Consider the following 24639-nt stretch of genomic DNA (forward strand, 5'->3'; position numbering starts at 1 on the left):
GACCGTTCCTTAGAGTGAGTTGTCAGTCTTGAATTGCGCGAGGCTGAAGCCGTGGGTCGCGGCAAGCGCACGAATCTGCTGCACTTGCTCGCGGCTGATATCGCCGTAGGAGTAGTGCTGTTTCATCCCGGACAAGCCCATCAACACCGACTCCGCCATGCAGGCGTACAGCTGACCTTCCTTGAGGTAGGCACGCACGTTGCGGATCAGGCCATCGCCCAGCGGGGTCTGGACAATTCCGCCGTGCATGTAGAGCACGTCGGGCCGTTGGCTGGAGAGGTTCTGATCGACGTTCAGCGGCACCGCGATGTCGCAGATCACGCTGTTTTCGGCGAAGTGTCCGGCACCGAGAAACGGTTGAGGAGCGTTCGCGGCACAGAGCACGATGCGCGCCTGTTGCAGCACATCAAGGTCATTGCTGACGGTGATGAATGCATTCGCGCCCAAGCGCTCTTCGACCAGGCGCTGCACGCGCAAACCGAGGTCGGCACCGGCACCGTGGGCCTGCAACAACGCGTCGATGCCGTCGAGTTTCTGCAAGCGACTGGCAAGGCGGTCGTGCGCGGCGACACCCTTGATAATCGCGCGGGCGGCCTCGGCGTAAATCAGCTGGGCGGTCTTCTCCAGGCGCCGCAGGGAACCGTCGCGACCGCTACCGATCAGGATCAGGTGTTCGACACTGGTGGACAACAACGAGGCGTAAGTCGAAGCAATGTTGCCGGCCGCGCCGACCACCGCCGCCGTCTGTTCACCCAGTTCCAGGCCTTGCTGTTTGCAGCCCTGCTCGATGGCTTCCAGGCCCATGCCGATGGTCAGCGCATTACCGGAAGTCAGCGCCATGTCGGGGATTTTCAGCGCCTGACAGTTGTTGGTGACGATCGAGGTGTACATGCCCAGGCCGGCCACGCTGTAACCATCGGCCCGTGCATCACGGATGCGATTGCCGACTTCGTCGCGGATGGTGTCCAGGTCACCACTGGCGATGTACTCGGCCATGGCATCGGAGTCCATGCACAACGGGTACAGGGTGAACTCCACGGCGGTGCCGAGTTTCGAGCGAATCAGCACCGGGCCGATGGGGGCAGCACGCCGCTCGGGAGCCATGCGCTTGATGAACTCGCGTTTCTGATCGGCGCTGAGGGTGGACAGCGACGGGTCGACATCGCTGAGCATGTCCGAATCGATCAGGTGGTTGATGAACGCCACGCGCGCCACCACGCGGACACTGCCGTCAGGCTTTGGGAGGTCTTCAGGCTCCTTGAAGCTGACCTCACGGGCCGGTACTTCGCGGATGCTGTCGGCGCACACCCCGGCCGCCAGCGGGAAGGCATCGCGGCGACGCAACATGTCGCAGACCTTTTGCAACGAGCCGATCAAGCCGTCGATTTCCTCGAAAGTGATGCACACCGGTGGCTCCAGGCGAATCACATTGGCATTGCTGCCCGACGGCGCGACCCGCAGCGATTCGAATTGCAGCAGGTAGCCGGCGATGATGTAACCCAGCGCATCGTTGTACTGCGCCGATGCCTGGACCAGCGAACTGGTGCCGGTCAGGTCGTGCAGTTCGAACCCCAGCAACAAGCCGCGACCACGCACATCGGCAATCACATCCGGGTACGCGGCCTTGAGTTCGAGCAACGACGACTTGAGGTATTCGCCTTTTTTATTCACGTCCTTGAGCATCGCGCTATCGTTCGCAAACAAGCGGCGCAACGCCGACAGGGCGATATGGCACGAGGCATCGTCTTCGGCGAAGGTCGAACTGTGGATGTAGCTGAAATCGGTTTCGTAGTGACTGGCGCGGATGACGGTCGCGGCAATTTTCATCAGGCCACCGCCCAGCGCTTTGGACAGGCAGTAGTAATCGCCCTGCAAGTTGAAATGACTGGCGCCGAGCAACGTGCCGGTGCGGCCGAAACCCGATTGCACTTCGTCGATGATCAACGGGCATTGCTGCTCGTTGCACAGGCGACGCAGGCCCAGGTAGAACTCGCTGGTGAACTCGTTGATGCCGCCCTCGCCCTGGATCGGCTCCAGCAACACCGCCGTGATCGCACTGAAGGCTTCACGGCGTACCTGCAAGGTCTCGCCGCTCCACTCCAGACTCAACCAATGCCGTGTGTGACGAGCCGGCAAATCCTGGAGTTGCTGAGGTTGCTGCGGATCAATGAACTCGACGTTAAGACCAAAACGAGCGAATGGCTGGCGGTACTGCTTGCCGTAGGTCAGTTGGACGGTGTTCACCAGTTTGCCGTGGAAGCTGCCGCGCAGGGCGACGAACACCGGCTCGACATGCAACTGCGCAAGGTTGTGTTGACGCACCGCTTCCACCACTTGGCGCACGGTCACGTAAGACAGGTTTTCCGGCAGCAACCCGGCGGGCAGGTCAAGGTCGTCGACGTCCAGTTCGACATAGGCCTTGTCGCTGGCGGTCAGGTTGGCGAGGGCAAAATCCCGCTCGTCGAACTGCTTCTGCAAGGTTTTCTGGCGACGGTATTCGGCGTGCTTGACGGCGATTTCCACCGACTCGGCGCCACTGTTGGAGAAGGTCGAAATGTAGCGCTCGCTGTTGTTCAGCTCACGGTTGAACGCTTCGCTGAGTTCGCGTCCCAGCTTACCGGCCGAACTGCGCACGGACATCTGCGCATTGAACGGCACATCGGCGCGTAGCAGACCGCAGAGTTGATCGACGAACTGCGGGTCATTGTGGCCAAACAACGCAGCGCCGTAACCGCCTAGAAAGTCGGTGACGGTCACTTCGGCGCCCTGTTTGTCGCGGTAAAACAGTTTGCTGCCCAGCGCCCGGTGGAACTGGCACTCCAGGCCCAGTGCCTGCATCAGTTCAACAAATTTTGGTCGAACGTAATCGCGGTAATCCATGACAGTCATATCCCTTGATCAGAAAAGTAGAGGCGATTCAATGCGCTAAAACGGCTAGTCGGTCGACTGATAGTCGAGCTGGTAACAGGCGCTGAAACCGTTGTCGTCGCGGTTGATAATCAGGCAGTCACGCAGCACCGCGTCGCGTCCCTCACCGAGCACAAACGGCAGGTGCGGGTCCACCGGTTGCTGCAATCCAATGATCGGTGGCACACGCTGGGCAAGCAGTGCGTTGCGCGCCAGGATCAGGTCGACCAGGCTCGGCGCGCCGCTGAGGATGCCGGTCACCGGCACGCTGCTGGTGATGTGCGCAGCGCCGGCGCGGGCGAGCGTGCGGGCCAGGTCGGCGTCTTTTTGCGGATCGCCGCTGGCGCTGCTGACCAGCAAATCGACCTGCTTGTCCGGCAGGTTCAACGAGCCCAGCCGCGGATGGGCGAAGAGTGCCGACAGACACGTCTGCGGGCCATCCGGCAGATCGTCCACCCGGCGCAGAATCAGCGCCGCCGCCCCTTCACCGGCAATCCCGCCCGTGCCTTGACGATCGAATGCACGCAGGGTCTGGGAACCGTTGGTGCTGATCACGCCGGCCTCGGCCAGCGCGGCCAGCGCCAACGGATCGAGTTCACTGCCGGCGCCGACCACAATCGCCGCATCGACACGACCGCTTTGCAACGCTGCGCACGCCTCGCGTAACGCCGCCAGGTTGCCAGCCACGCCTTGCATGTAAGCGTTGCACTCGCACTCCAGTTTCAGCGCCAGACTGACAATCCCGAGCAAGCCGTTGCTCAGGCTTTTGAGCACCAGGAACGGGTCGAGCGCGCGCTCCTGCAACACCCGCTGAGCGAGGCGCCGCATGTCGGCACCGGACTCATCGCGGCACTCGTGAAGCAATTCACCATAGGCCGCCAACGACGGATGGGTGTATCCACCCTGGCAGCAATAGAGGCCGTAGCGCAGGCTGTCATTGCCCGGTTCAAGCCCCGCTTCGGCCAAGGCCTGACGCACCGCGCTGACACCCCAGATCACGGCCGGCGGGCAGTAGCGCTGGAGGTTCTGGGCCACGTCCTGGCGACTGGTTTGATGGTCTTCATCACTGACATGCCCGAAGGCCGCCACGCGCTCACTGTGGAACACTTTCGATTGCAGCACGGCAATGCCGCTGCGGGCTTCACTGGCCGCCGACCAGAAACGTTGCACGCCCCAGCCGCTGGGTAATACGCAACCGCTGCCGGCGATCGCAATACGCACAGTAGCGCCCGTCATTGTGTGTGCTCCCGATATTTGCCAAGGGCCAGCGAGGTGTTCAGGCCACCAAAACCGAAGGAGTTGCTCAAGGCAAAATCCACCCGACGGCTGACCGCTTGCCCGGCGCAATAGTCCAGGTCGCACTGTTCATCGAGCTCATGCAGGTTCACGGTCGGCGTGACCAGATCGTTCAGGCATGCCAGGGCCGTGACCATGCACTCCGGCGCACCGGCGGCGGCAATCAAGTGCCCGAATTGCGACTTGTTGGCACTGACGGCCAGGGAACGGTAGTGCTTGTGCTCGGCGAACACACTTTTGATCGCCAGGGTTTCGGCGACGTCGTTGAGCGGCGTCGACGTGCCGTGGGCGTTGATCAGATCGATCTGTTGCGCACGCAGGCCGGCGTCGTCCAGCGCGGCTTGCATCGCCAGCGCCGCGCCCCGGCCTTCGGGTTGCGGGGCGGTGACCTTGTAGGCGTCCAGGCTGCTGCCGAAGCCGAGCACCTCGGCATACGGCGTCGCCCCTCGCGCCAGTGCATGTTCAAGGCTTTCCAGTACCACGAAACCACCGCCCTCGCCGGCAATCAGGCCACTGCGATCACGGTCGAACGGCCGGCACAGATCAACGCCCCAGCGCTGCTCGCTCGAGGCCGCGCCGAGCAGGTACAGCGCGGCCATGGTGTCGAGGTTCAGCACCGAATCGGCACCACCGGCAATCGCCACACTCACTTCACCGCGGCGAATCATCTGGAAGGCATTGCCGATGGCCTGGGAGGCTCCGGCGCACGCGCTGCTGATATTGATCACCGGGCCTTCGCAGCCCAAACCGTCGGCAATCACCCGCGCCAGTCGATCATTGCCCTGACGCAGCGAACCGTCGGCATTGACCTCCCCGGCACGCGGCATCAGGTGTTGCCAGCCTGGAGCGCGGCCATCCGGTGCCTGGGTCAACAGCATGTCAGCCAGCATGTGTTGGGGCGCACCTGAGGCGCAAAGCACGGCGGCGTCACGCAACTGCTCAGGCGCAAGTCCGCTGTCGTTCACCGCCTGGGTGGCGGCCACCCAGCCAAAACGGCTGCGTTTTTCCAATGCAAAGGTCCAGGCCGGATGGTCCTGCAGAGCCTCGGGCAACAGACTCATGTCCACGGCCGCGGCGTAGCGCACCGGGAACGTGCCGTCCTCCACTCCGTCAGGTTGCCATAGGCGCACACAATGTTCGGCGCCGAGCATTTTTTCCCAGAGGGTCTGCCATTCGAAACCGAATCCGGTCACGGCGCCCATGCCGGTAATCACAATCCGTGTCGCACTCATGTGTGCTCCTCCATGGTTTCACTGGCCAGGAGCAAGGCGCCCCAATGACCGGCGCGGCTATGGCTGACCAGCAGCGTGTAGCCCGGTGTCGCCGAGGCGGTGTGGGTGTGGTGCAAGGCCAGCGCGATCTCGGTCAGCAAGGCACTGGCGCCAAGGTCGCCGGTCATGGCCCGGGCGCTGCGAACGTCCCTTGGGTGGTCGGCGATCAGGCTCATCAATTGCGCATCCTCGGGATTGGCAACGATCTGCCCGACGTCACCGAGGCGCAGTTTTTCCACGCTAAGCGCCCGGTCGATCACCCCCCGGCCAACCGCAGCGCCACGTTGTGGATCAGCGCTGTAACCCCGGGCGAACCCGGCGATGCGCAAGGTGATCGGAGTGTCGGGCGCAGGTACCAAGCCGAGCAGCAGCGCCGCGGCCCCCTCGCCATACATCGCCTCGCTGGCTTGATGGGGGTCACGCAGATACAGGGCCGGCGTCAGGTTCGGGCTGCTACTGACCACCAGCGCGGCGTCGGCGCGTTGCTCGACAATCTGCTGGCAGGCTTCGATCAGGGCATCGAGCCCGGCGTTGTCCTGGGAACAGAACCCGCCCATCGGCCCGTGGCATTGCAACGCTTCGGCCACGTAGGCCATCACGCTGCTGTTGAGCAGCGTCAGGGCATGCAGCGGCGGCGTGTTGGCCAACAGTTGCGCCAGAGGCTTTTGCGGTTGCTCACCGATCGCTTGCACCGCGTCCCAGCAAGGGCTTGGCGCATCGACCTCAGGAATGGCCGCCGTCAGGGCGATCCGTGCCGGCGGCAGATTCAGGGCCGCCAGCGCGGGCGCCAGGCGCGCCACGCAATGCAACAGGCGCAGGCCCTGCGGTTCGACGCTGCGCTGGATCTTGCGGTCGAACAGATCGCTGGCCAGACGCGGAGTCGGCAGCGGGTAAGCCCGTCGCGTCGCGTCGAATGCCAAGGGTTGTGACGAGGGTGGCGTCCCGAGCAGGTCGGCACATTCGCTGCCGGCGGCGTTCAATACGGCCGCCGAATGGATGTAAACGGCAATGCTCATGTCATGCCCTCCCCAGAACCAACGAGCTGTTGACGCCGCCGAAACCGAACGAGTTGGACATCACCACGTTGATCGACTGGCGCATCGGCTCGCTGAGAAATTTCAGCGAGGGGTATTCGGTGCGGTCGTGATCGTAGTTCAGGGTCGGCAACAGTACGCCGTCCCGCAGGCTGATCAGCGACAGCACCGCTTCAATCGCTCCGCTGCCCGCCAGGGAATGACCGATGGCCGATTTGTTGGCAGTAAACGTCACGTGTTCCTGGCACTCGCCGAACACCCGCTGCAAGGCCAGGGCTTCGCAACTGTCGTTGGCCTGGGTGGACGTGCCGTGGGTGTTGACGTGTTGCACGGCGCTGCTGAGCAGCCCGGCGTCTTCAATAGCGGCTTCCATGCATTCCTCGTATTTGCTGCCATCCCGGCTGCTGGAGGTCATTTTTTGTGCCTCGCACACATTCGCGTAACCCAGCACACGCCCCAACGGCGTGGCTTTGCGACGTTGGGCATGCTCGGCGGATTCGAGAACAACCATGGCCGCGCCCTCGCTGATCACGAAGCCGCAGCGGTCCGGCATGAACGGTCGGCTCTGCTCGCTCGCCGGCAGGTCGGCCTGGCACAGCGCGCCAAGGCTGTTGAACATGTAATACGGCAACTCGTTGGCCATCAGTTCGACGGCACCGCAAATGGCCAGGTCGATTTCGCCGCGCTCGATCGCCCGATAAGCGCTGCCGATCGCCATGGTGCCGGCGGCGCAGGCATCGGAGTGGGTCGAAATGTGATCGCGGATACCGAGCGTCTCGGCCAGGTGCAGGGTCTGCTGATCGACCCGGCGCCCGAAAAGAGCGCGCGACGCCGCCGGGGTATCCAGCAGTTGATCCAGATCGACACGTCCGGTCTCATCCATGCAGCGACTGGCGCGATGCAGATCGTGACTGTCTGCGCAGTACTTGTTGGCCCCCAGGAACAATCCACTGCGGGCGTGGGCAAAGGCTGTCGGGGTCAGACCGGCGTGCTGCAAGGCTTGTCGGGCGACAAATTCGGCCAGAACGCTTTGCCGCGGATGCAGCGTGGCATTGCCGCCGAATCCCGCGGCGATCTGCTGCCACTGGCCGTCGTCGATAAACCCGGCCGCGCTGTTGTTGAAGCCCAGCGCCTTGAACCGTGGATGTTCGCGAACACAGGACTGCTTCTGGCAGATCCGCTCGAACAACGTGGCGGCGTCCAGTGCCATGGGCGCCACCAGACCGAATCCGGTCACATAGACTTCTCGTGTCCGCATGAGAACTCCTACACCGTCTCTTTGACGTGGGTGGCCACAAACTGCTCCACCAGTTGGCGTGAAACCTCGTCCCCGTCGGCTGGCACCAGCCGCGCACTGCACGCGCCACAGACCACTTGCTGACGTTCGTTCAGCACGGCTTGATGAGCGCCGCAATCGGGGCAGCTTTGCGGCAGATGGTTGAAGAGGTTGCGGCACTGTTGCGCCCAGTTGCGCACCGTAGTGGCGGCAAACACCTGCGCCGGTTGCATACCGGCCTTGAGTTGATCCGGGGAGTAGGCGCTCAGGCTCTGTTCGAGCAAGACCTTGCCGTTCTCAGTGATGCGGCCACCGGCCAGGAATTCGCTGGCGTCGCCGCAGACAGCAACGGCGTGATCCAGCACGCTGGTTTTAGGCAAGGTGCAGCCATACTGACGGCCCAGTTGAAAGCTCAGGTCGACGATGTCCAGCGAGTCGGCACTGAGGTCCTCGACGATACTGCTGTTTTCATCGATATCATCGGCGCTCATCACCAACAATTGCGCGAGGATCTCGCGGGTGCTGGCAATGACATTTTCCAGTTCCAATGGATTGTTCATCTCTATCTCCCTATATCGTGAATGCTTCATGAGTTCCGTATGTGAGAAGTAACTATTCCCACAGCAACTTCTCACGCGGCAGAAATCTAAACTCTGCCCTTAAGGGGAGAGTCAACGAACTCTTTAAAGTTTTTTAACAACTTGAGAAAGGCGTCCGAACGAGCCTGCGCACCGCACTCGATTGGTGCGCAGCCTTGCGCCACTCGACTTATTTACTTAACAAAGGCTGCGTATGGTGGGGCACGCAGTGTCTCGATGGCCAAACATGGGTAGACGCGAAAGTATTAACTTCCGGCTCGCAGGACAGACGTATAAAGAGTAAAAACCGAACAAGTAAAATAGTTATAACTTTATAACTGTCGTGCTATATCAGCGCAGTCGTTAAACACGGCGTGTTGAGGGATGACTAACCAATCCGTGCAAACCGGCACAGCGCTTCTGGGTAACTGAGTGTCGAGCACAGACAACTGACCGAGTGCGGGGCGCTATAGGGTGCGACTTCAGTTCTTGAACCCGCTGCCCGGAGTCCACATGACCGCACCTATTACCGTTCTTCGCGACACCCACCCGCTGCCGGTGCTCGATGCCTGCAAATGGGAAAAACTCGAAGGCGACCCGCACACCGTCAACCTCAACGCCTACACCAGCGAAGACGGCAGCAAGATCATGGGCACCTGGATCTGCACGCCGGGCAAGTGGTATGTGGAATACGTGAAGTGGGAATACTGCGATTTCCGCGAGGGGTATTGCATCATCACCCCGGAAGGTAAAGAGCCGATCCATCTGCGTGCCGGTGATATTTTCGTCATCGAGCCGGGAATGAAAGGCACGTGGGAAGTGGTTGAAACCGTGCGCAAGTATTTCGTGTTTGCCTGATGCAAAAAACCGGGAACCCGCCCGACGCGGGTTCCCGGAAAACCCTTATTGGGGTTTGCGATAGCTGTTGATGATCGCCGAGAAGTCTTTACCACCTTCCCCACGCTGGCTCATCGCTTGATACAACTGCTGGGCCACCGCGCCGAGCACCACCGGCTGGTGCGCCTGACGCGCCGCCTCAGTCGCCAGCCCCAGATCCTTGAGCATCAGTTCGGCACCGAACCCGCCGGTATAACCGCGCGAGGCCGGCGCCGTTTCGACGATGCCGGGCCACGGGTTGTACATCTCCGAACTCCAGCAACGCCCGGTGGAACTGTTGATGATCCCGGCCAGCACGGTGGTGTCGATCCCGAGGGCATCGCCCAGCGCCATGGCTTCACTGACGCCGACCATGGAAATCGCCAGCAGCAGGTTGTTGCAGATCTTGGCGATTTGCCCGGTGCCGACTTCACCGCAATGAACGATGTTGCGGCCCATCTGCGCCAGCACCGGTTGCAGGGTGGCGAACAGTTCAGGGGTGGCGCCGACCATGAAAGTCAACGTCCCGGCCGCCGCACCGCCCGTACCGCCAGAGACCGGCGCATCGGCCATGGCCACGCCTTGCTTGGCCGCAGCGGCTGCCACATCGCGCGCAGTCTGCGGGTCGATGGTGCTGCAATCCACGGCTGGCACACCTTTGCCGATACCGGCGAGCACGCCGTCCTCACCCAGCCACACGCTGCGCACATGCACAGCGGCGGGCAGCATGGTGATGACCAATTCCGCACCTTGCGCCGCTTCACGGGCCGAAGCGCTGATGCTGCCGCCCAGTTGTTCCAGCTCGGCCAGAACGGTTTTGTTCAGGTCCACCAGGCTCAGTGCGTGGCCGGCCTTGATCAGGTTGCGCGCCATCGGCGCACCCATGTTGCCGAGACCGATAAAAGCGATTTTCATGTCCCGCTCCTTAACGCAAGTTGATGGTGGTATTCACACCGTCGTTGACGCTGTCGTCATCGAACCAGCGACTGGTGACCGTCTTGGTCTGAGTGTAGAACTGCACCACTTGCTTGCCATAAGGACCGAGGTCGCCCAGTTTGGAGCCGCGCGAACCGGTGAAGCTGAAGAACGGGACCGGCACCGGAATCGGGATGTTGATGCCGACCTGGCCGACGTCGATTTCCGTCTGGAATTTACGCGCCGCCGCACCGCTTTGGGTGAACAGGCCGGTGCCGTTGCCGAACGGGTTGGCGTTGACCAGGGCGATGGCCTCATCAAGGGTGTCGACTTCCAGGACCACCAGCACCGGGCCGAAGATTTCCTGGGTGTAGATTTGCATCTCGGGCGTCACGCCGGAGAACAGGGTCGGGCCGACAAAGTTGCCCTTTTCGAAGCCTGGAACGGTCACGTCGCGACCATCGAGCTCCAGCTTGGCGCCTTCCTTGATGCCGCTTTCGATCAGATCGAGAATCCGCTGTTTGGCTTTTTTCGAGATCACCGGGCCAACGTCAGTGCCCGGCTCGCTGCCGGCATTCACCGTGAGTTTTTGCGCCAGCGCTTTCAGGTCCGGCAACCATTGTTTGGCCGCGCCCACCAACACCACCACCGAAGTGGCCATGCAACGTTGGCCAGCGGCACCGAAACCAGCACCGACCAGCGCGTTCAGCGCTTGTACGCGATTGGCATCCGGCAGCACCACGGCGTGGTTCTTCGCACCCATCATCGATTGCACGCGCTTGCCGTGTTTGCCGGCCAGGTCGTAGACGTGAGTACCGACCGCAGTCGAACCAACGAAGGAAACAGCCTTGATGTCCTTGTGGGTGCAGAGCGCGTCCACCACGTCCTTGCCGCCATGAACCACGTTGAGCACGCCCGCCGGAACGCCGGCCTCGATCGCCAGTTCCACCAGCAGCATGGTCGACATCGGGTCCTGTTCGGACGGTTTGAGCACGAAGGTGTTGCCGCAGGCGATCGCCATCGGGAACATCCACAGCGGAATCATCGCCGGGAAGTTGAACGGGGTGATACCGGCGCAAACACCGATGGGCTGACGCAGGGTGTAGGTATCAACACCGCCGGCGACGTTCTCGGCAAACTCGCCCATTTGCAGGCTGCCGATGGAGCAAGCGTGCTCGACCACTTCCAGGCCGCGGAAGATGTCGCCCTCAGCGTCGGCGATGGTCTTGCCCTGTTCGGCACTCAGGACCACAGCGATGCGTTTGGAGTGTTCGCGAATCAACGCCTGGAGCTTGAGCATGATGCGCATCCGCGCGCCGATCGGCGTCAGCTTCCAGGTCTGGAAGGCGCGATGGGCAGCGCTGATTGCGGCGTCCACTTCCTGCGCGGTGGCGAACGGAACCTTGGCCAGCACTTGCTGGGTCGCCGGGTTGACGATGTCGTGCCACTCGGTGGTCTGGGACTCGACCCACTCGCCGTTGATCAACAACTTGACGGTCTGGACAGTGGTTTCGTTGGGCGTGAGCGATGCGTTCATGCTGGTCTCCAATACTTATTGTTATGCAGGGAGCCAAGGCGGATAAGTCGCCTTGAGATGAGGCGTGTGTCGCGAATTGGTTGTCGGACTGTTTTTGGAGTATAGATGTGCAAACTTCTAATAAGAACGCACATAAAAGCCGGTCCATCATGCAAAAAAACATCACGTCCTTAGGCTCGTTGAACTGGGATGACCTCAAGTTTTTCCTCGAAGTCGCCCGCACCCGCAAGGCCAGCACTGCGGCCAAGCGCCTGGCGGTGGACTACACCACCGTGTCGCGGCGCATCAGTTCGTTGGAAGCGGCATTGGGTACGTTGCTGTTCGAGAAATCCCGGACCAGCGGTTTTGTCCTGACCGCCGAAGGTCAGCGATTGCTCGGTTACGCGGAATCGATTGAAAGCACGCTGCACATGGCCTGCGAACAGGTTTCAGGCTCCGGCGTGGCGCTGTCCGGGCATGTCCGCATGGGTTGCACCGAAGGCTTCGGCAGTTTTTTCATCACCCCGCAGCTGAGCCATTTCGTCGACGCCTACCCGGCGATCTCGGTGGACATCCTGCCACTGCCGCACTTCATCAGCCTGTCCAAGCGCGAGGCGGACATCGTCATCGCCCTGGAGCGCCCGGAGCATGGCCCTTACGTCTGCTGCAAACTCTGCGATTACAAGCTACAGCTCTACGCGACTCAGGATTATCTGGACAAGCACCCACCGATCCGCCGCCCGGCAGACTTGGGCAAGCATTCATTCATCAGTTATGTCGACGATCTGGCGTTCAGCTCGGAGCTGTTGTACCTGGCGAATGTGTTGCCCGGCGCCAGCGCCAACTTGCGCAGCACCAGCGTGATCGCGCAATTCGTGGCGGCGCAGCAAGGACGGTCATTGGCGATTCTGCCGTGCTTCCTCGCGGCTCAGGACCCGCGCTTGCTGCCGGTGTTGCCGGAAGAGATCAACATCACCCGGCAGTTCTGGATGTACTGCCGCGAGGACCTGCGCAAGCTCAAGCGGATCACCCTGTTGTGGGATTACATCCGCGCCGTCACTGAACAGAATCAGGGTCTGTTGATGGGCGAAAACCGGGAGATGCTGTTCGCCGACTAATCGGCGCTCACCACGATCGATACCCGGCGGTTTTCGGTGCGACCAGAGGCGGTGTCGTTCGACGTCACCGGCTGACTGCTGCCAAGACCGCGCAGTTGGATGTTTTCTTCTTTCATGCCCACCGTGGTCAGCACCTTGCCGACGCTTTTCGCACGACGCAGGGAGAGCTGTTCGTTGTAGGACTCTTTGCCGGAGGTATCGGTGTGGCCGTCGACCCGCACTCGCTCGATGCCGACACCCAGCAAGGCCTTGCCGATCTGTTGGACGATCCCGGTACTGGCGGCGTTCAGGCTGTCGTCGTCACTGCCAAACAGCACTTTGCCGGATAGACCGAACGCCCAGCCCTCATCGGTCAGCTCGAAGCCTTGCTGTTTGAGTACAGTGATTTGCGCCGGGGTCAGGCCCTTTTGCGGTGCGGTCTGGCACCCGGTCAATGCAAGGACGGCCATGAACAAGGTGATTGCGAAAAATCGCAGGGAACGCTGGGTGATTGAGAACACGACAATTTAGCTCCTGGTGTGTACGTGGGCGACCGGGTGCTCCGACCCGGACGTGTGCTGTGCACCGCGGGAAACGCGCTTGGCCTGGTACATCGCCGCATCGGCGGCATTGAGCAACGCGCCCGGTGTGGCACCATGATCCGGGTACACGGCAATACCGATACTGAGTGAAGTCAGGACCTGGGTATGACCCGGTAACGGGATTGGGACTTCCATGCTGGCGAGGATCTTGTCAGCAATCCGCTCGGCGTCTTCGGTTTTGTGCAGCGGCGTCAGCAGCACTGCAAATTCGTCGCCGCCCAGACGCGCCACCAGATCCTCTTCGCGCAACTGCGCCCGAACCCTGCTGGCGACGGCAACCAGCACGGCGTCACCGGCGGCATGACCGAAGCTGTCATTGATTTCCTTGAAACGATCGCTGTCGAGAAACAGCACGGCCACGCGCTCATTGAGCTTGTGGGCATTGCGCAGCGCGCGAATCAGTCGGCCTTCGAAAAATGCCCGGTTCGGCAATCCAGTGAGGCTGTCGTGGCTGGCCTGGTGCGCCAGGGTTTCGTTTTCGCTTTGCAGGTGCGTTTGCCAGGATTCGAGTTCATCGAGCAAGGCATTGAAGTCGTTGCCCAGGTTGTCGAGTTCGGCAATGTCGGCGGGCGGCACGCGCCGGTCGAAGGCTCGATCAATGCGAGCCGCGTGAGCCACCGTGGCGAGGCTGCGCAATGGCCCCGTGATCCCGCGAAGTTGTCGGCGCGCCAGATAGAGTGCGACCCAGGCGCTGATGGCCGTGCACAGAATAATGCCCATCAGGCCACTGAGCAGAAAGCGCATCAGGCTGCCACCGTGACCGGTGAGCTGAATGCTGCCGATGTCCCGACCTTGATGAACGATCGGCATGTCGATGGGTTTTTCCAGAAAGGCTTTGGCGATCTGCAATTCCAGATCGGAGAACAAGCCGCTTTCCGGTCGTTGCCAACGGGCCAGTAACCGGCCTTTTTCGTCCAGCACCCTGGCGTCAGCGACTTCTTCAGTGGAGGCGATCAATGCCAGGGCCTCAGTGGCTGCGGCTTTGTCGTTGAACACCACCGCGGCTTCCACTGTGTAATTGATCGAGCGTGCGATCAGGTGCAGATTGTGGTCGGCATACACCCGCAACGCCAACACACCCAGCAGGGTCAGCGAGAGGCTGGCCATGGCCACGGCTATCAGGGCGACGATCAAATGTCCGCGGCCAATGACCGAGCGCAAGGTTGGGCGACTATCCGGTTTGAATAGACTCATGGCGCCGCCGGCTTGCGGCGGGACAGTTGCAGCACGCTGGGGTGAATGCGCACGCCGCTGCGGGCGACGGAGTCGAGGTTGACCTCGAAAGACACCTGGTCATCCGTGACCTTCAGGCAAAACAGACTGCCCACGGTGCATTGATCGTCACTTTCGCTGATGCTCAGCACCGGGCGTCCTGTCAGCGAAGCAAAAAGTTGGCGGCGCTCGTCATCGGTCAACTTGCCGATGTACACCGCATCGCATTCACTGACAATCGACGGGTTATCGGCCAACAGCCGGCGCACGGTGACGGGCCGGCCGGTGGACTGGGTCGTGCCCTTGACCAGGTCGTCGGTGTATTCGGTGGGGCCGACCACGCACAGGCGCAGTTGTGCAGGCTCAACAGGCCAGCGCGCGTAACTGAGAATCCCGAGGACTACCTGAGTGACCGATCTGGCGCGTTGGTCGGCCATGCTCACCGGAGTTTCCGATTGAGCGAACACAACACCGGTCAGCAAACAAAGAAACCCCGCGAGCAGCACTTGCTTGCGGCCAACGACGCGCCCTGTCGTCCAGACAGCCACCTTCATGCAGGGATTCTCTTCGATGTTACGAAATAATGCCGCAACGATAGCATAGCGTTTACCCCCCAGCGAGGCGGTGCACTACGGCACTTCGGACAGTTTCCGGCGTGCCGTGCCACCCTTTCAATGGCTCGGCTCAATCCCATCCTCCAACTCCAGCATCAACCCGCTCAAGCGCTTGACCTTGCGCCGCACCGCCTCCTCGAACACCCCGGCACGAGGTTCGATCAGGGTGAACCAGTTCTTGGCCCGGGTGATCCCGGTGTAGATCAGCTCCTTGGTCAGTACAGGGTTCAGGGCATCCGGCAGAATCAAAGCCGTATGGGCAAACTCCGAGCCCTGGGATTTGTGTACGGTCATGGCATAAACCGTTTCGACATCGTTGAGTCGACTCGGCAGAACGAATCGCACGCCACCCTGGCCATCATTGCGCGGGAACGCCACACGCAGCACGTGCTTCCCTGCCTCAGGCCCATCACGCTCCGGCAGTTTGAGGGCAATGCCGATGTCACCGTTCATCAACCCCAGGCCATAGTCATTACGCGTCATCAATACCGGTCGACCTTCGTACCATTGCTGGTCGCTGTCGATCAGTCGAGCCTTGAGCAGCGCGGCGGTCACACGTTGATTCAACCCCTCCACGCCCCACGGCCCTTTGCGTACCGCGCACAACAACTGGAAGGCGTCGAAAGCTTGCAATACCTGACGCGCCCAATCGGTCCAGCGTGAGTCTTCGAGCAAGCTGTCGAGCGGTGGCCGCTGGCTGCGCAGCAGACTCAGGTAGTGGCGATAACCTTGCGGTCCGTCGCCATGGCCTTCGAGCAGCAAGCGTTCCAGCGCCCGGTCGTGCTCACCTTTGAGGGGCAGGGAAAACACGTCGGCGTGACTTCGAGCTGCGAGCAACGTGCGGGCTTCCTCCGGTTGCTGCTGGTTGACCCAACGCGCCAACTGGCCAATGCCGCTGCCCTCACCGAACCGGCGCGAGTGACGCAGCATCACTACTTGCTGGGCCAGGGGATGAGTTGCGTCAGCGTCTTCCTGCAAACCGCTGGCTTCCAGGCTTTCACCACTGACCGTCTCCAGCCACTGGCGCGTTTGCGGGCTGTACCAACCGGCCTCGGCGTCGCGGCACAAATCACCGAGCACGGCGCCGGCCTCCACCGATGCCAGTTGGTCCTTGTCACCGAGCAACACCAGCCGGGCATGGGCCGGCATCGCGTCGAGCAGGTTGGCCATCATCTCCAGGTCAATCATCGAGGCTTCATCCACCACCAGCACATCCAGCGGCAAGCGATTACCGGCATGGTGACGGAAGTGCCGGGTGCCGGGGCGACTGCCAAGCAAGCGGTGCACGGTCGTCACGTCAGAGGGGATCTTGTTTCTTACATTTTCATCGACTTCCAGCGTCCGGACTTGCTGGCTGATGGATTCCGTCAACCGTGCCGCCGCTTTACCGGTGGGTGCGGCAAGGCGGATTCGCAACGGTTTGCCGGCCTCCACCGCTGGCGCCTGGAGCAATGCCAGCAACCGCACGACGGTGGTGGTTTTACCGGTCCCCGGGCCGCCGGTGACAATACTGAACGCGCTGCGGGTAGCCAGGGCACAGGCGAGTTTCTGCCAGTCGATCACTTCGCCGGGGCTGGCTGGACCGAATAAGCCAGTGAGTCGCTGGGGCAAGTCATCCGGCGTTGTTTCGTGTTCAGCGAGGCGCAGGCGCAGGGCGTTGTCGATGCGTCTTTCGTAAACCCAGTAGCGGCGCAGGTACAGGCGCTTGCCCGACAACACCAAGGGCCGTGATTGCGCAGCCTCACGACCATCGACCGCCAGAGCCACCAGACGGCTGGACGCCAGGACCTTGCACCAATGGGCGCCATCCAGTGCTTCAAGCAATTGCGACGGCAACACCATCGCGCCACTTTGCAGATCGCCTTCCGGTGGCAGCGACAGGGCAAAATCCGGCTCTTTGAGCGTCTCGAACAGGTCCAGGCAGACATGGCCGTGACCCAGTTGGTGACTGGTCAATGCGGCGGCGAGCAACACCAACGGATCGTCGTCGGGGGCAAGCTCATGGAGGAAGGCCACAAAGGCCTTGTCCAGCGCCCGCAGCCAGCCGCGTTCGACCCAGCGCGAGAGTAAAAGCAACAAGTCATCGGCGCGACTCAGGGGTGCCAGATCCGCCAGGCTGTCGGCTGCCAATGGCGTGGGCAGCAAATCGGCGAAGGTGCGGCTCATAGTAATACTCCCTGTTCCCAGGCAGGCTCGGCCTTGGGTTCTGGCTTGCCCTGGAAGAGTCGATCCAGACGCTCGATCAGCTCTCTGGGCGGACGGGCGAAATAGACGCCCTGGGTGGATGCCCGTGTGCCGCGCAAGAACAAATACAGCGCGCCACCGACATGCCGGTCGTAATCGTAGTCGGCAAGCCGCGCCTTGAGTTGGCGATGCAGGGCCAACAGGTACAACACGTATTGCAGGTCGTAACGATTGTCGAGAATCGACTGCTCCATGGCCTGATCGGTGTACGCCGCGTCATCGGGCCCCAGCCAATTGGATTTGTAGTCGGCAACGTAATATCGGCCGTCGTGTTCGAACGTCAGGTCGATGAAGCCCTTGAACATGCCGTTGAGCAAGACCGGTTCAGCGGCCACCCGAGCGACGCCGTTATGGGTGTATTGGCGCACCAGTTCATCCAGTTTGAGCACGTCGACTTTATGGCTGGCGAACCAAAACTCCATCTCGACCCGGTATTGGATGAGCTGCTCGAACACGACCGGAGGCTGCCCCCCGCCGAGGTGCAACGAAGACTTGAGCAAGTGCTGCAGCCAATCGCTCAGGGTGCTGATCCAGCCTTCCCAGCCACGGCGATTGCAGCGGCGGGCAATGGCATCTTCCACGACTTGTGGTGCAGCAGAAAAACCTTCGTCACCGGCCCACTCCAGCAAACCATGGAGAAAGGTGCCGGGGTTGGGACCACGGGGGAATCGGTGGATATCGGCACCACCGGCGGCCACGTCTCGTGGCGCCTGCGGATCAAGACGTTCATCGTCAAAGAGCTTTTGCGCCTGCGGGTTCTCCGGGGCTTCGTCACTGCCCACGCTCAGGCTGTCGCCGATACGCAAAGCGCTGTAAGAAGCAATCCACCAGTTTTCACTGGCCTTGCGCTTGGGTATCAGCGGCGCAAGCAGCGTCGCGTCATTGCGTGGGGGATGGTAATGCTCGGCCGTTGCTGGCGGCATATCACCGTACAGAAGTGCCGGGCAGTCCTGCTGGAGGTCTTCGAGCCAGCGTTTCAAACCTGCGGACTCGGCCAGAGGGGCACCGCCGCCAAGCAAGTAACCCAACGCAGAAAGGTGCAGTACCGAGCTGTTGTTATTGCCGCGCTTGAGATCGGTCACACCCAGCCAGCAGGCATGTTGCGCCCGGGTCAGGGCGACATAGAGCAAACGCAGATCCTCGGCCAGACGTTCATCATCGGCCAGGGCGATCAACTCGGCAGTCGGCTTCAACGTCACCTGCGCCTTGCCGTTTGCATCGTGGTAATGCAGCGGCAAACGGCTGCCATCCACCGGTTTCGCCGAGCAAATGAACGGCAGAAACACCAAGGGATACTCAAGGCCCTTGGACTTGTGAATAGTCACGACCTTGACCAGTTGCTCATCGCTCTCCAGACGCAGGATCTGTTCTTCGCCGGCCTGACCGGACAACGCCAGATGCTCGGACAAATGACGAATCAGCGCTTGCTCGCCATCGAGTTCGGCAGCGGCCTGTTGCAATAGCTCGGACAGGTGCAGCAAGTTAGTCAGTACACGTTCGCCGTCGCTGCGCGCGATCAACGATCGGGGCAACTGGAAGTCATGCAGCAAGCGCCGCAACATGGGTAGCACGCCTTGCTTGCGCCACAGCTCGCGATAACCACGGAACTGCATGACCCGCGCTTCCCAGGCCAGTTCGTCCTGATTCAGCCGCTCCAGTTCCGCCAGGGAAAGGTTCAGCGTGATGCTGGCCAATGCGGCTCGCAGCGGTCGCTCGACATCCGGCTCGGCACAGGCTTTGAGCCAGGTCAGCAGGTCGTGGGCTTCTTGAGCGGCGAACACTGAATCCTTGTCTGACAGATAAACGCTGCGTACCCCGCGTGCAGACAGTTCGCCACGCACGGCCTGGGCCTCTTTGCCATCGCGAACCAGAATCGCAATGTCCGCAGGCAGCAGGCCCCGCAAGTTTTTGTCCTTCTCGATGAAACCTGCCCGACCTTCCTGGCCACCATTGAGTAACGCAGTGATTTCACTGGCGCACGCGGCGGCGAGTTTTTGTCGGTATTCCGCGCCGGACAGCGGCTGATCGGCGGACAGGTGCCAGATGTTCAGAGCCGGCACGAGCTGGCCATCGATGTGCAGAACTTCTTTACGCCCTTGGGATTCGACGGGCAGGAACGGTACCGGGTTCTCACCGTTCTTTTCACGAAACAGAAACGCGCCGCGCCCCAGCTCACGAGACTCCGCGCGCTCGAACACATGGTTCACCGCATTGACCATGCCATGGCTGGAACGGAAATTCGTACCCAGTGTATGCAGACGGCCGGCGGTGGCCTGGCGGGCGCGCAGGTAGGTGTAGATGTCGGCGCCGCGAAAGGCGTAGATCGCTTGCTTGGGGTCGCCGATCAGAAACAGGCCGCATTCGGGGTTGTTGTCTTCGATGCGATAGATGCTTTCGAAAATCCGGTACTGCACCGGGTCGGTGTCCTGGAACTCATCGATCAACGCCACTGGAAACTGCTCGCGAATCAGGGTCGCCAGGCGTTCACCACCTTCGGATTGCAACGCCGCATCAAGGCGCAGCAGCATGTCGTCGAAGCCCATCTCCGCGCGGCGACGTTTTTCTTCTTCGAACCGTGCCCCGACCCACTGCGCGGCATGTTGCAGAACGGCTGCGTCGGGGGTTGGCAAACCGTCTAGGCTGGCCTTGAGCGCGGGCATGGCGTCCAGCCCCGGATGACTGGGAGCGTCGCCTTTCCAGGCTTCGGCCATGCCGTCAGGCGTCAGGCGAGTGAAGCCCGTGCCGATATCCAGTTGCTCAAGGGATTCATCTTCGGCCCAGGCTTTGAGTTTTTCGAACCAGGGTTCGAAATAACGTGCCTGCATCTTTCGACCGTCGACACTTTTGCTCGCAACACCTTGGTGACAGATGGCAAGCAGTTCGTCCGCCCATTGGCGCCAGGGCATCTTGAGTTCGAGCAAGGCCAAGCGCCGTTCCTGCAAGCACTCGGCGATCAGCTCGGCAGGTTCCTTGCCTTCAACGCTGTCACGCTCACTGGCGAACAAACTGCGTACTCGCGGCAATAACGCCGCCGGACCACCCCAATTACCCCGCACCCAGTTCAGTGCATCACCTTGCATCGGATAGCAGAACAGCCGCCAGTAATCGCGCAGGACTTCACCCAGTAAATCGCTGTGATCGGTTTCCAGGGTCTGGGTGAACAGGCTGCCACTGTCAAACGCGTGCTCGCGCAACATGCGCTGGCACCAACTGTGGATGGTCGAGACGGCGGCTTCATCCATCCACTGCGCGGCAATGTCCAGACGGTTCGCACAGCCGGACCACTGTTCGGGGAGGTACTGGTCACGCAATTCCGCGATGAGGCTATCGGGTGCCTGGGTCTCGTCACGAAAGTATCGGGCCGCTTCGGCCAGACGGGTACGAATACGTTCGCGCAGCTCTTTCGTCGCGGCATCAGTGAACGTGACCACGAGGATTTGCGGCGGCAACAGTTCACGCCCAAACCCACTCGATTCGCCACCGTGACCGAGGACCAGACGCAGGTACAGCGCAGAAATGGTGAACGTCTTGCCGGTACCGGCGCTGGCTTCGATCAGTTGGCTGCCGCTCAAGGGAAAAGCAAGGGCCAGCGGTGTTTTCGTAGTCATGAGCGCGCCTCCTCGCTGGTCAATGAACGCCAGGGGGCTTCAAGCATCGGTTTGTACAAAGCGTTGCACCAATCGGGGAAGGTCTCCTCGTCGGTCAGAGCGTCGAAATCGGCGAACTGTCGTGCCAGTGCCGGGCTTTCGCGACGTTCGCCGTCGGTGGTTTGACCGTCGCCTTCATAGGCCTTGCGAGCGGCGGCGTCGGCTTTGGCCGGGTCAGTTTGAGAGAGCCACGCGAAGGCGGTTTTCACGGCAATCGGCAGGGGTTGGCGCATGCCGGTTTGCCACGCTTGCAACAGGTTACTCAGGGCATGCCGTGCAGCGCCCAGTTCCAAAGGGGCCAGTAGCAGACTGTCGTCACTGGCGACCAGCGCGGTGGTCATCGACATGCCGCTGGCGCAAGCCACCAAGTGATTGACCCAGGGTCGCGTCAGACGATGCCACTTGCGGGTCTTGATCGAACCGATGCTGTTAGGAATGGTGGTGACTGACAGCAGGCCGCCATCCGCACGTTGGTGCAGGCCACTGAGCCAGCCTTCCAGGCGCAGGCCTTCCAGTTCGAGGTTGACTGGCAACGCACTGGTGAGCGGTGTCGGCCACAACGCAAGGAGTTGTTGATAACGCTGCAACAGATCCGGCAGTGGCTCGATCAACTCTCGCTGCAGGCATTCGCCGAAACCGGCCATGGGCAAGAGCCCACTGTTTTGTAAACGTTTGGCCTGGGCCTCAAGCGCATCGTCGGCGTGATCCAGTTGCCCGAGCGCCGCTTCGAGCAAACTGTCACTGAGGCTATAGCGTTGGAGAGCGTCGAGTACAAAGGGCTCTTCGTCGGCCAGGGGGGCCTCAGCCGCTTCGAAGTACACCTTGAGTCGCTGACTGAAAAAATGTCGCACGGGATTGCGCAGGAAGTCCTGCAATTGACCGAGGCTCAGCGGCTCTTCCTGAACATAGGCATCAAGGGGCTTGATGTCCGTTGCCTGTTCACTGGCTTGATGAAGCACCTGCCACTCGCTTGCGAAGCTGAACAGGTCATCGCCTTCATGAAAATAGCGGGCGCTGAAGGGTTGCAGCGGGTGTTCCTGAGTCATGGCTTCCAGCAGTTTTTTACTGTCGGCCTGTAATCGCCAGCCACCGGCGAGATGATCGCGCAGTTGGCCAATCAGTACTGAAGCCGGGCGCTCGCTATTGTCGCGAATGCTGCGGCCGACCCAACTGATATAGAGTTGGTCACGTGCCGACAACAGGGCTTCCAACAAGAGATAGCGGTCATCCTCACGCCGGGAACGATCACCCGGGCGGTAGTCGCTGCCCATGAGATCAAAGTCCAGCGGCGGTTGTGCGCGCGGGTAATCTCCATCATTCATCCCGAGCAGACAAACGAGTTTGAAGGGGATTGCCCGCATCGGCATCAAGGTGCAGAAATTGACCGCCCCGGCCAGGAAGCGCTGGGAAAGGCGGCCCTGGTCGAGGCCTGCCAGCCAGGCTTCACGGACCACGGTCAAAGGCAGCTCATCATGCAAGCCCACTGATTCGCAGGTCTCGAGCCAGGTTTCCCGCAGTTCTTCAAGTTGGCCCAACAAATAGTCGTCATGTTCATTGCTGGCCTGGAAGAACAACTGCACCAAAACCTGCATCCTGACGCCCCATTGCTTGGGCGGTGCCGGTTGAGTCAGCTCCTGGTGGGCAATCTCCAACGCGTCCAGCAGTGCGACCAAAGGACCGATGAGCGCAGCATCCAGACCGCCAATTTCGTCGTAAGGCTCAATGCCCTCGCAGGCGGCGGCGCTGCCGACGGCATAACCGAGCAGCATCCGGCGCAGGCCGAAACGCCAACTGTTTTGCTCCAGTTTTTCAGGCAAGCCCAGACCTGCACGTTGCTCGGCATTCATTCCCCAACGAATACCTGCGCCTTCGATCCAGCGATGCAGGGTGGGCAGGTCACGTTCCTCGACACCGAAGCGAGCGCGCAGTGAAGGAACATCCAGCAGATCGAGGATTTCACTGACGGGGAAACGGCTGTCCGGCAGTTTGAGTAGATGTTCGACAGCAATCAGCAGCGGATCACGACCGCGCTGGCCTTGGTCCGCGAGTGTGAAGGGGATGAAGCGCGGATCGAAGCGATCAAGTTGACCGAAGACTGCACGGATATGCGGTGCGTAGCTGTCGATGTCCGGGACCATCACGATCACGTCGCGAGGCTTCAATTCTGGATCGGCACTGAAGCGTGCGAGCAGCTGATCGTGGAGGATCTCCACTTCGCGCTGGGCGCTATGGGCGATGTGGAAACGAATCGATGCGTCCTGATTGAGATCGACAGGCGGCCAGAGTTCGCGGGTTTCGTTGAGGGGGCGCAGTTCAAGGATGTCGTCCTGCAACTGGTTAAGCATGGTCTGTGGCTGGCTATCACTGAACAAGTCGATGCGCCCATCACGAAATGCCGAGCGGTAGCTGCTGGGATCGTCGTAGCTGTCGAGCAGATTGATGTAGTCCCGCCCCTGCTTGCCCCATGCCGCCAATAGCGGGTGAGCATGTTGATGAAGGGTTTGCGGATCAAGCACAACAGGCATCCCGCTCTTGCGAGCCTGGCGCTTGTATTGATGCCGCAAAAGGTCTTTATCGGCGACGATGTCTGCCCAATGGTGACGACATGGGTTGTGTACGCAAAGCAGGACCTGGCTGAATCGCGCCAGTCCGGCGAGAGCTTCGAGCGCTTGTGCCGGGAGAGAGGAGATCCCGAAAACGATCACCCGAGAAGGTAGTCCTCTGGGTGCCACGTCGAGGCTGTTGATACGTTCGATGAACCGTTGATGAACACCGGCACGGCTTTGCGCCATACCTTGCTCACCCACATCCAGCAACAGAGCCCGCCACAACTCTGCCTGCCAGCAGTTGGCTGGGGTCAGGAGCTTGGCTTCGCCTCTGCCGTTTCGCAATTGATGACGACCTTCCGCCCAATCTTCGAGCCAGTCGGCCCGGTATACCTGGTATTGGTCGAACAGATCCGCCAGCCGCTCGGACAACTGGTAGCGTTTTCGCAGATCGGAGTCATGGGTAAGGAAGCGTTGCAGCGGTTCGAAATGCGGTTGATTGATCAGCTGCGGAAGCAGACGCATCAGCCGCCAGGTCAGTGGGGCCTTATCAAGTAGGGATTTGACTGGAATTTCATCACGGCCCAGAACCATGCGATAGAGCTGCCACATGAAGCTGCCCGGAAGTTGAACATCAATGGCTGCCGCAATGCCGCAGCCGCCCATGTCGTCTTCTTCAGGGTCTTCAGCCAGAGCCAGCTTCAGCCACTGGGCGATGCCGTTGCTCTGTACCAGTGCGATTTCATTTTCCAAGGGAGCCAACGGGTAGCGCCGCATCCAGCTGACCACCAGGCTGCGCAACTCATCCAGGCGATTACCGTGAACCACCATAAAACCAGCACTGAGGGACGTCGCGTCCGGCATAAAGGCTTCCTTGGGAAAATACAAAAGCTAGGGCCGAACCTTAGCATTGTCGGGAGACTGTGACAGCCGGGAGCCGTCTGATGTTGCTGTACGAACTTTCCTGCGGACAAAACAAAACCCCTACCTGCATACGCAGATAGGGGT

Annotated in this window: 16 protein-coding genes; 2 read left to right on the forward strand and 14 right to left on the reverse strand. The window is 61.1% G+C overall.

Translation table 11 applies throughout. The features are described from left to right. Positions 1–9: 9 nt before the first annotated feature. From K0F88_RS30605 to K0F88_RS30630, 6 genes are read right to left on the reverse strand one after another with little or no spacing between them, the layout of a single operon-like run. Entirely contained in the window at positions 10–2880 is a 2871-nt protein-coding gene (locus K0F88_RS30605; protein ID WP_094469245.1) for an aminotransferase class III-fold pyridoxal phosphate-dependent enzyme, read from the reverse strand. Positions 2881–2934: 54 nt separating this feature from the next. Then, a complete protein-coding gene (locus K0F88_RS30610) occupies positions 2935–4143 on the reverse strand; it encodes a beta-ketoacyl synthase N-terminal-like domain-containing protein (protein WP_094469246.1) in 1209 nt (402 codons plus the stop codon). Beyond that, positions 4140–5435, reverse strand: a complete 1296-nt coding sequence (locus tag K0F88_RS30615; protein ID WP_094469247.1) for a beta-ketoacyl synthase — start codon at positions 5433–5435, stop codon at positions 4140–4142. Before K0F88_RS30615 ends, K0F88_RS30610 begins: the two co-directional genes overlap by 4 nt. Further along, positions 5432–6490, reverse strand: a complete 1059-nt coding sequence (locus tag K0F88_RS30620; RefSeq protein WP_094469248.1) for a beta-ketoacyl synthase — start codon at positions 6488–6490, stop codon at positions 5432–5434. Before K0F88_RS30620 ends, K0F88_RS30615 begins: the two co-directional genes overlap by 4 nt. 1 nt (position 6491) lies before the next feature. After that, complete coding sequence (locus tag K0F88_RS30625; RefSeq protein WP_094469249.1) at positions 6492–7766, reverse strand: beta-ketoacyl-[acyl-carrier-protein] synthase family protein; 1275 nt, start codon at positions 7764–7766, stop codon at positions 6492–6494. 8 nt (positions 7767–7774) lie between these two features. Further along, complete coding sequence (locus K0F88_RS30630; protein ID WP_094469250.1) at positions 7775–8344, reverse strand: acyl carrier protein; 570 nt, start codon at positions 8342–8344, stop codon at positions 7775–7777. 531 nt (positions 8345–8875) lie between these two features. Between K0F88_RS30630 and K0F88_RS30635 the strand changes: the two genes are divergently transcribed. After that, positions 8876–9220 (forward strand): cupin domain-containing protein, encoded by a 345-nt coding sequence (locus K0F88_RS30635; RefSeq protein WP_007946320.1) that lies wholly within the window; start codon positions 8876–8878, stop codon positions 9218–9220. A gap of 45 nt (positions 9221–9265) precedes the next feature. Here K0F88_RS30635 and mmsB read toward each other — a convergent pair whose 3' ends face one another. Together mmsB and K0F88_RS30645 are read right to left on the reverse strand one after the other, a co-directional pair. Then, on the reverse strand, positions 9266–10153 hold the full coding sequence (mmsB, locus tag K0F88_RS30640) for a 3-hydroxyisobutyrate dehydrogenase (RefSeq protein WP_077747330.1): 888 nt from the start codon (positions 10151–10153) through the stop codon (positions 9266–9268). Between the two features lie 10 nt (positions 10154–10163). Beyond that, a complete protein-coding gene (locus K0F88_RS30645) occupies positions 10164–11690 on the reverse strand; it encodes a CoA-acylating methylmalonate-semialdehyde dehydrogenase (protein WP_219097664.1) in 1527 nt (508 codons plus the stop codon). A gap of 149 nt (positions 11691–11839) precedes the next feature. On the opposite strand from K0F88_RS30645, the gene K0F88_RS30650 reads away from it, so the two are divergent. Beyond that, complete coding sequence (locus tag K0F88_RS30650; protein WP_219097665.1) at positions 11840–12787, forward strand: LysR family transcriptional regulator; 948 nt, start codon at positions 11840–11842, stop codon at positions 12785–12787. On the opposite strand, the gene K0F88_RS30655 is transcribed toward K0F88_RS30650, so the two are convergent. The 6 genes from K0F88_RS30655 to recC all read right to left on the reverse strand — a co-directional run bounded on the left by K0F88_RS30655 (position 12784) and on the right by recC (position 24495). Then, complete coding sequence (locus K0F88_RS30655; RefSeq protein WP_176457703.1) at positions 12784–13287, reverse strand: OmpA family protein; 504 nt, start codon at positions 13285–13287, stop codon at positions 12784–12786. The two genes, K0F88_RS30650 and K0F88_RS30655, sit on opposite strands and share 4 nt — an antisense overlap. Positions 13288–13293: 6 nt before the next feature. Further along, the gene (locus K0F88_RS30660) at positions 13294–14562 is read right to left on the reverse strand and encodes a diguanylate cyclase domain-containing protein (RefSeq protein WP_219097666.1); all 1269 of its coding nucleotides are present in this window, start codon (positions 14560–14562) and stop codon (positions 13294–13296) included. Then, positions 14559–15134 carry a YfiR family protein gene (locus K0F88_RS30665; protein WP_219097667.1) on the reverse strand — a complete coding sequence of 192 codons (576 nt, stop codon included), beginning with the start codon at positions 15132–15134 and terminating at the stop codon, positions 14559–14561. Before K0F88_RS30665 ends, K0F88_RS30660 begins: the two co-directional genes overlap by 4 nt. 117 nt (positions 15135–15251) lie before the next feature. Then, the gene (gene recD / locus K0F88_RS30670; RefSeq protein WP_219097668.1) at positions 15252–17360 is read right to left on the reverse strand and encodes an exodeoxyribonuclease V subunit alpha; all 2109 of its coding nucleotides are present in this window, start codon (positions 17358–17360) and stop codon (positions 15252–15254) included. Next, positions 17357–21046, reverse strand: coding sequence for an exodeoxyribonuclease V subunit beta (gene recB / locus K0F88_RS30675; RefSeq protein WP_219097669.1), 3690 nt, complete (start codon positions 21044–21046; stop codon positions 17357–17359). The genes recD and recB overlap by 4 nt, the downstream gene beginning before the upstream one ends. Further along, the gene (recC, locus tag K0F88_RS30680) at positions 21043–24495 is read right to left on the reverse strand and encodes an exodeoxyribonuclease V subunit gamma (protein ID WP_219097670.1); all 3453 of its coding nucleotides are present in this window, start codon (positions 24493–24495) and stop codon (positions 21043–21045) included. Before recC ends, recB begins: the two co-directional genes overlap by 4 nt. Between the last annotated feature and the right edge of the window lie 144 nt (positions 24496–24639).

The sequence above is a fragment of the Pseudomonas sp. UMAB-40 genome (assembly GCF_900095275.1).
Taxonomy (GTDB): Bacteria; Pseudomonadota; Gammaproteobacteria; order Pseudomonadales; family Pseudomonadaceae; genus Aquipseudomonas; species Aquipseudomonas mandelii_B.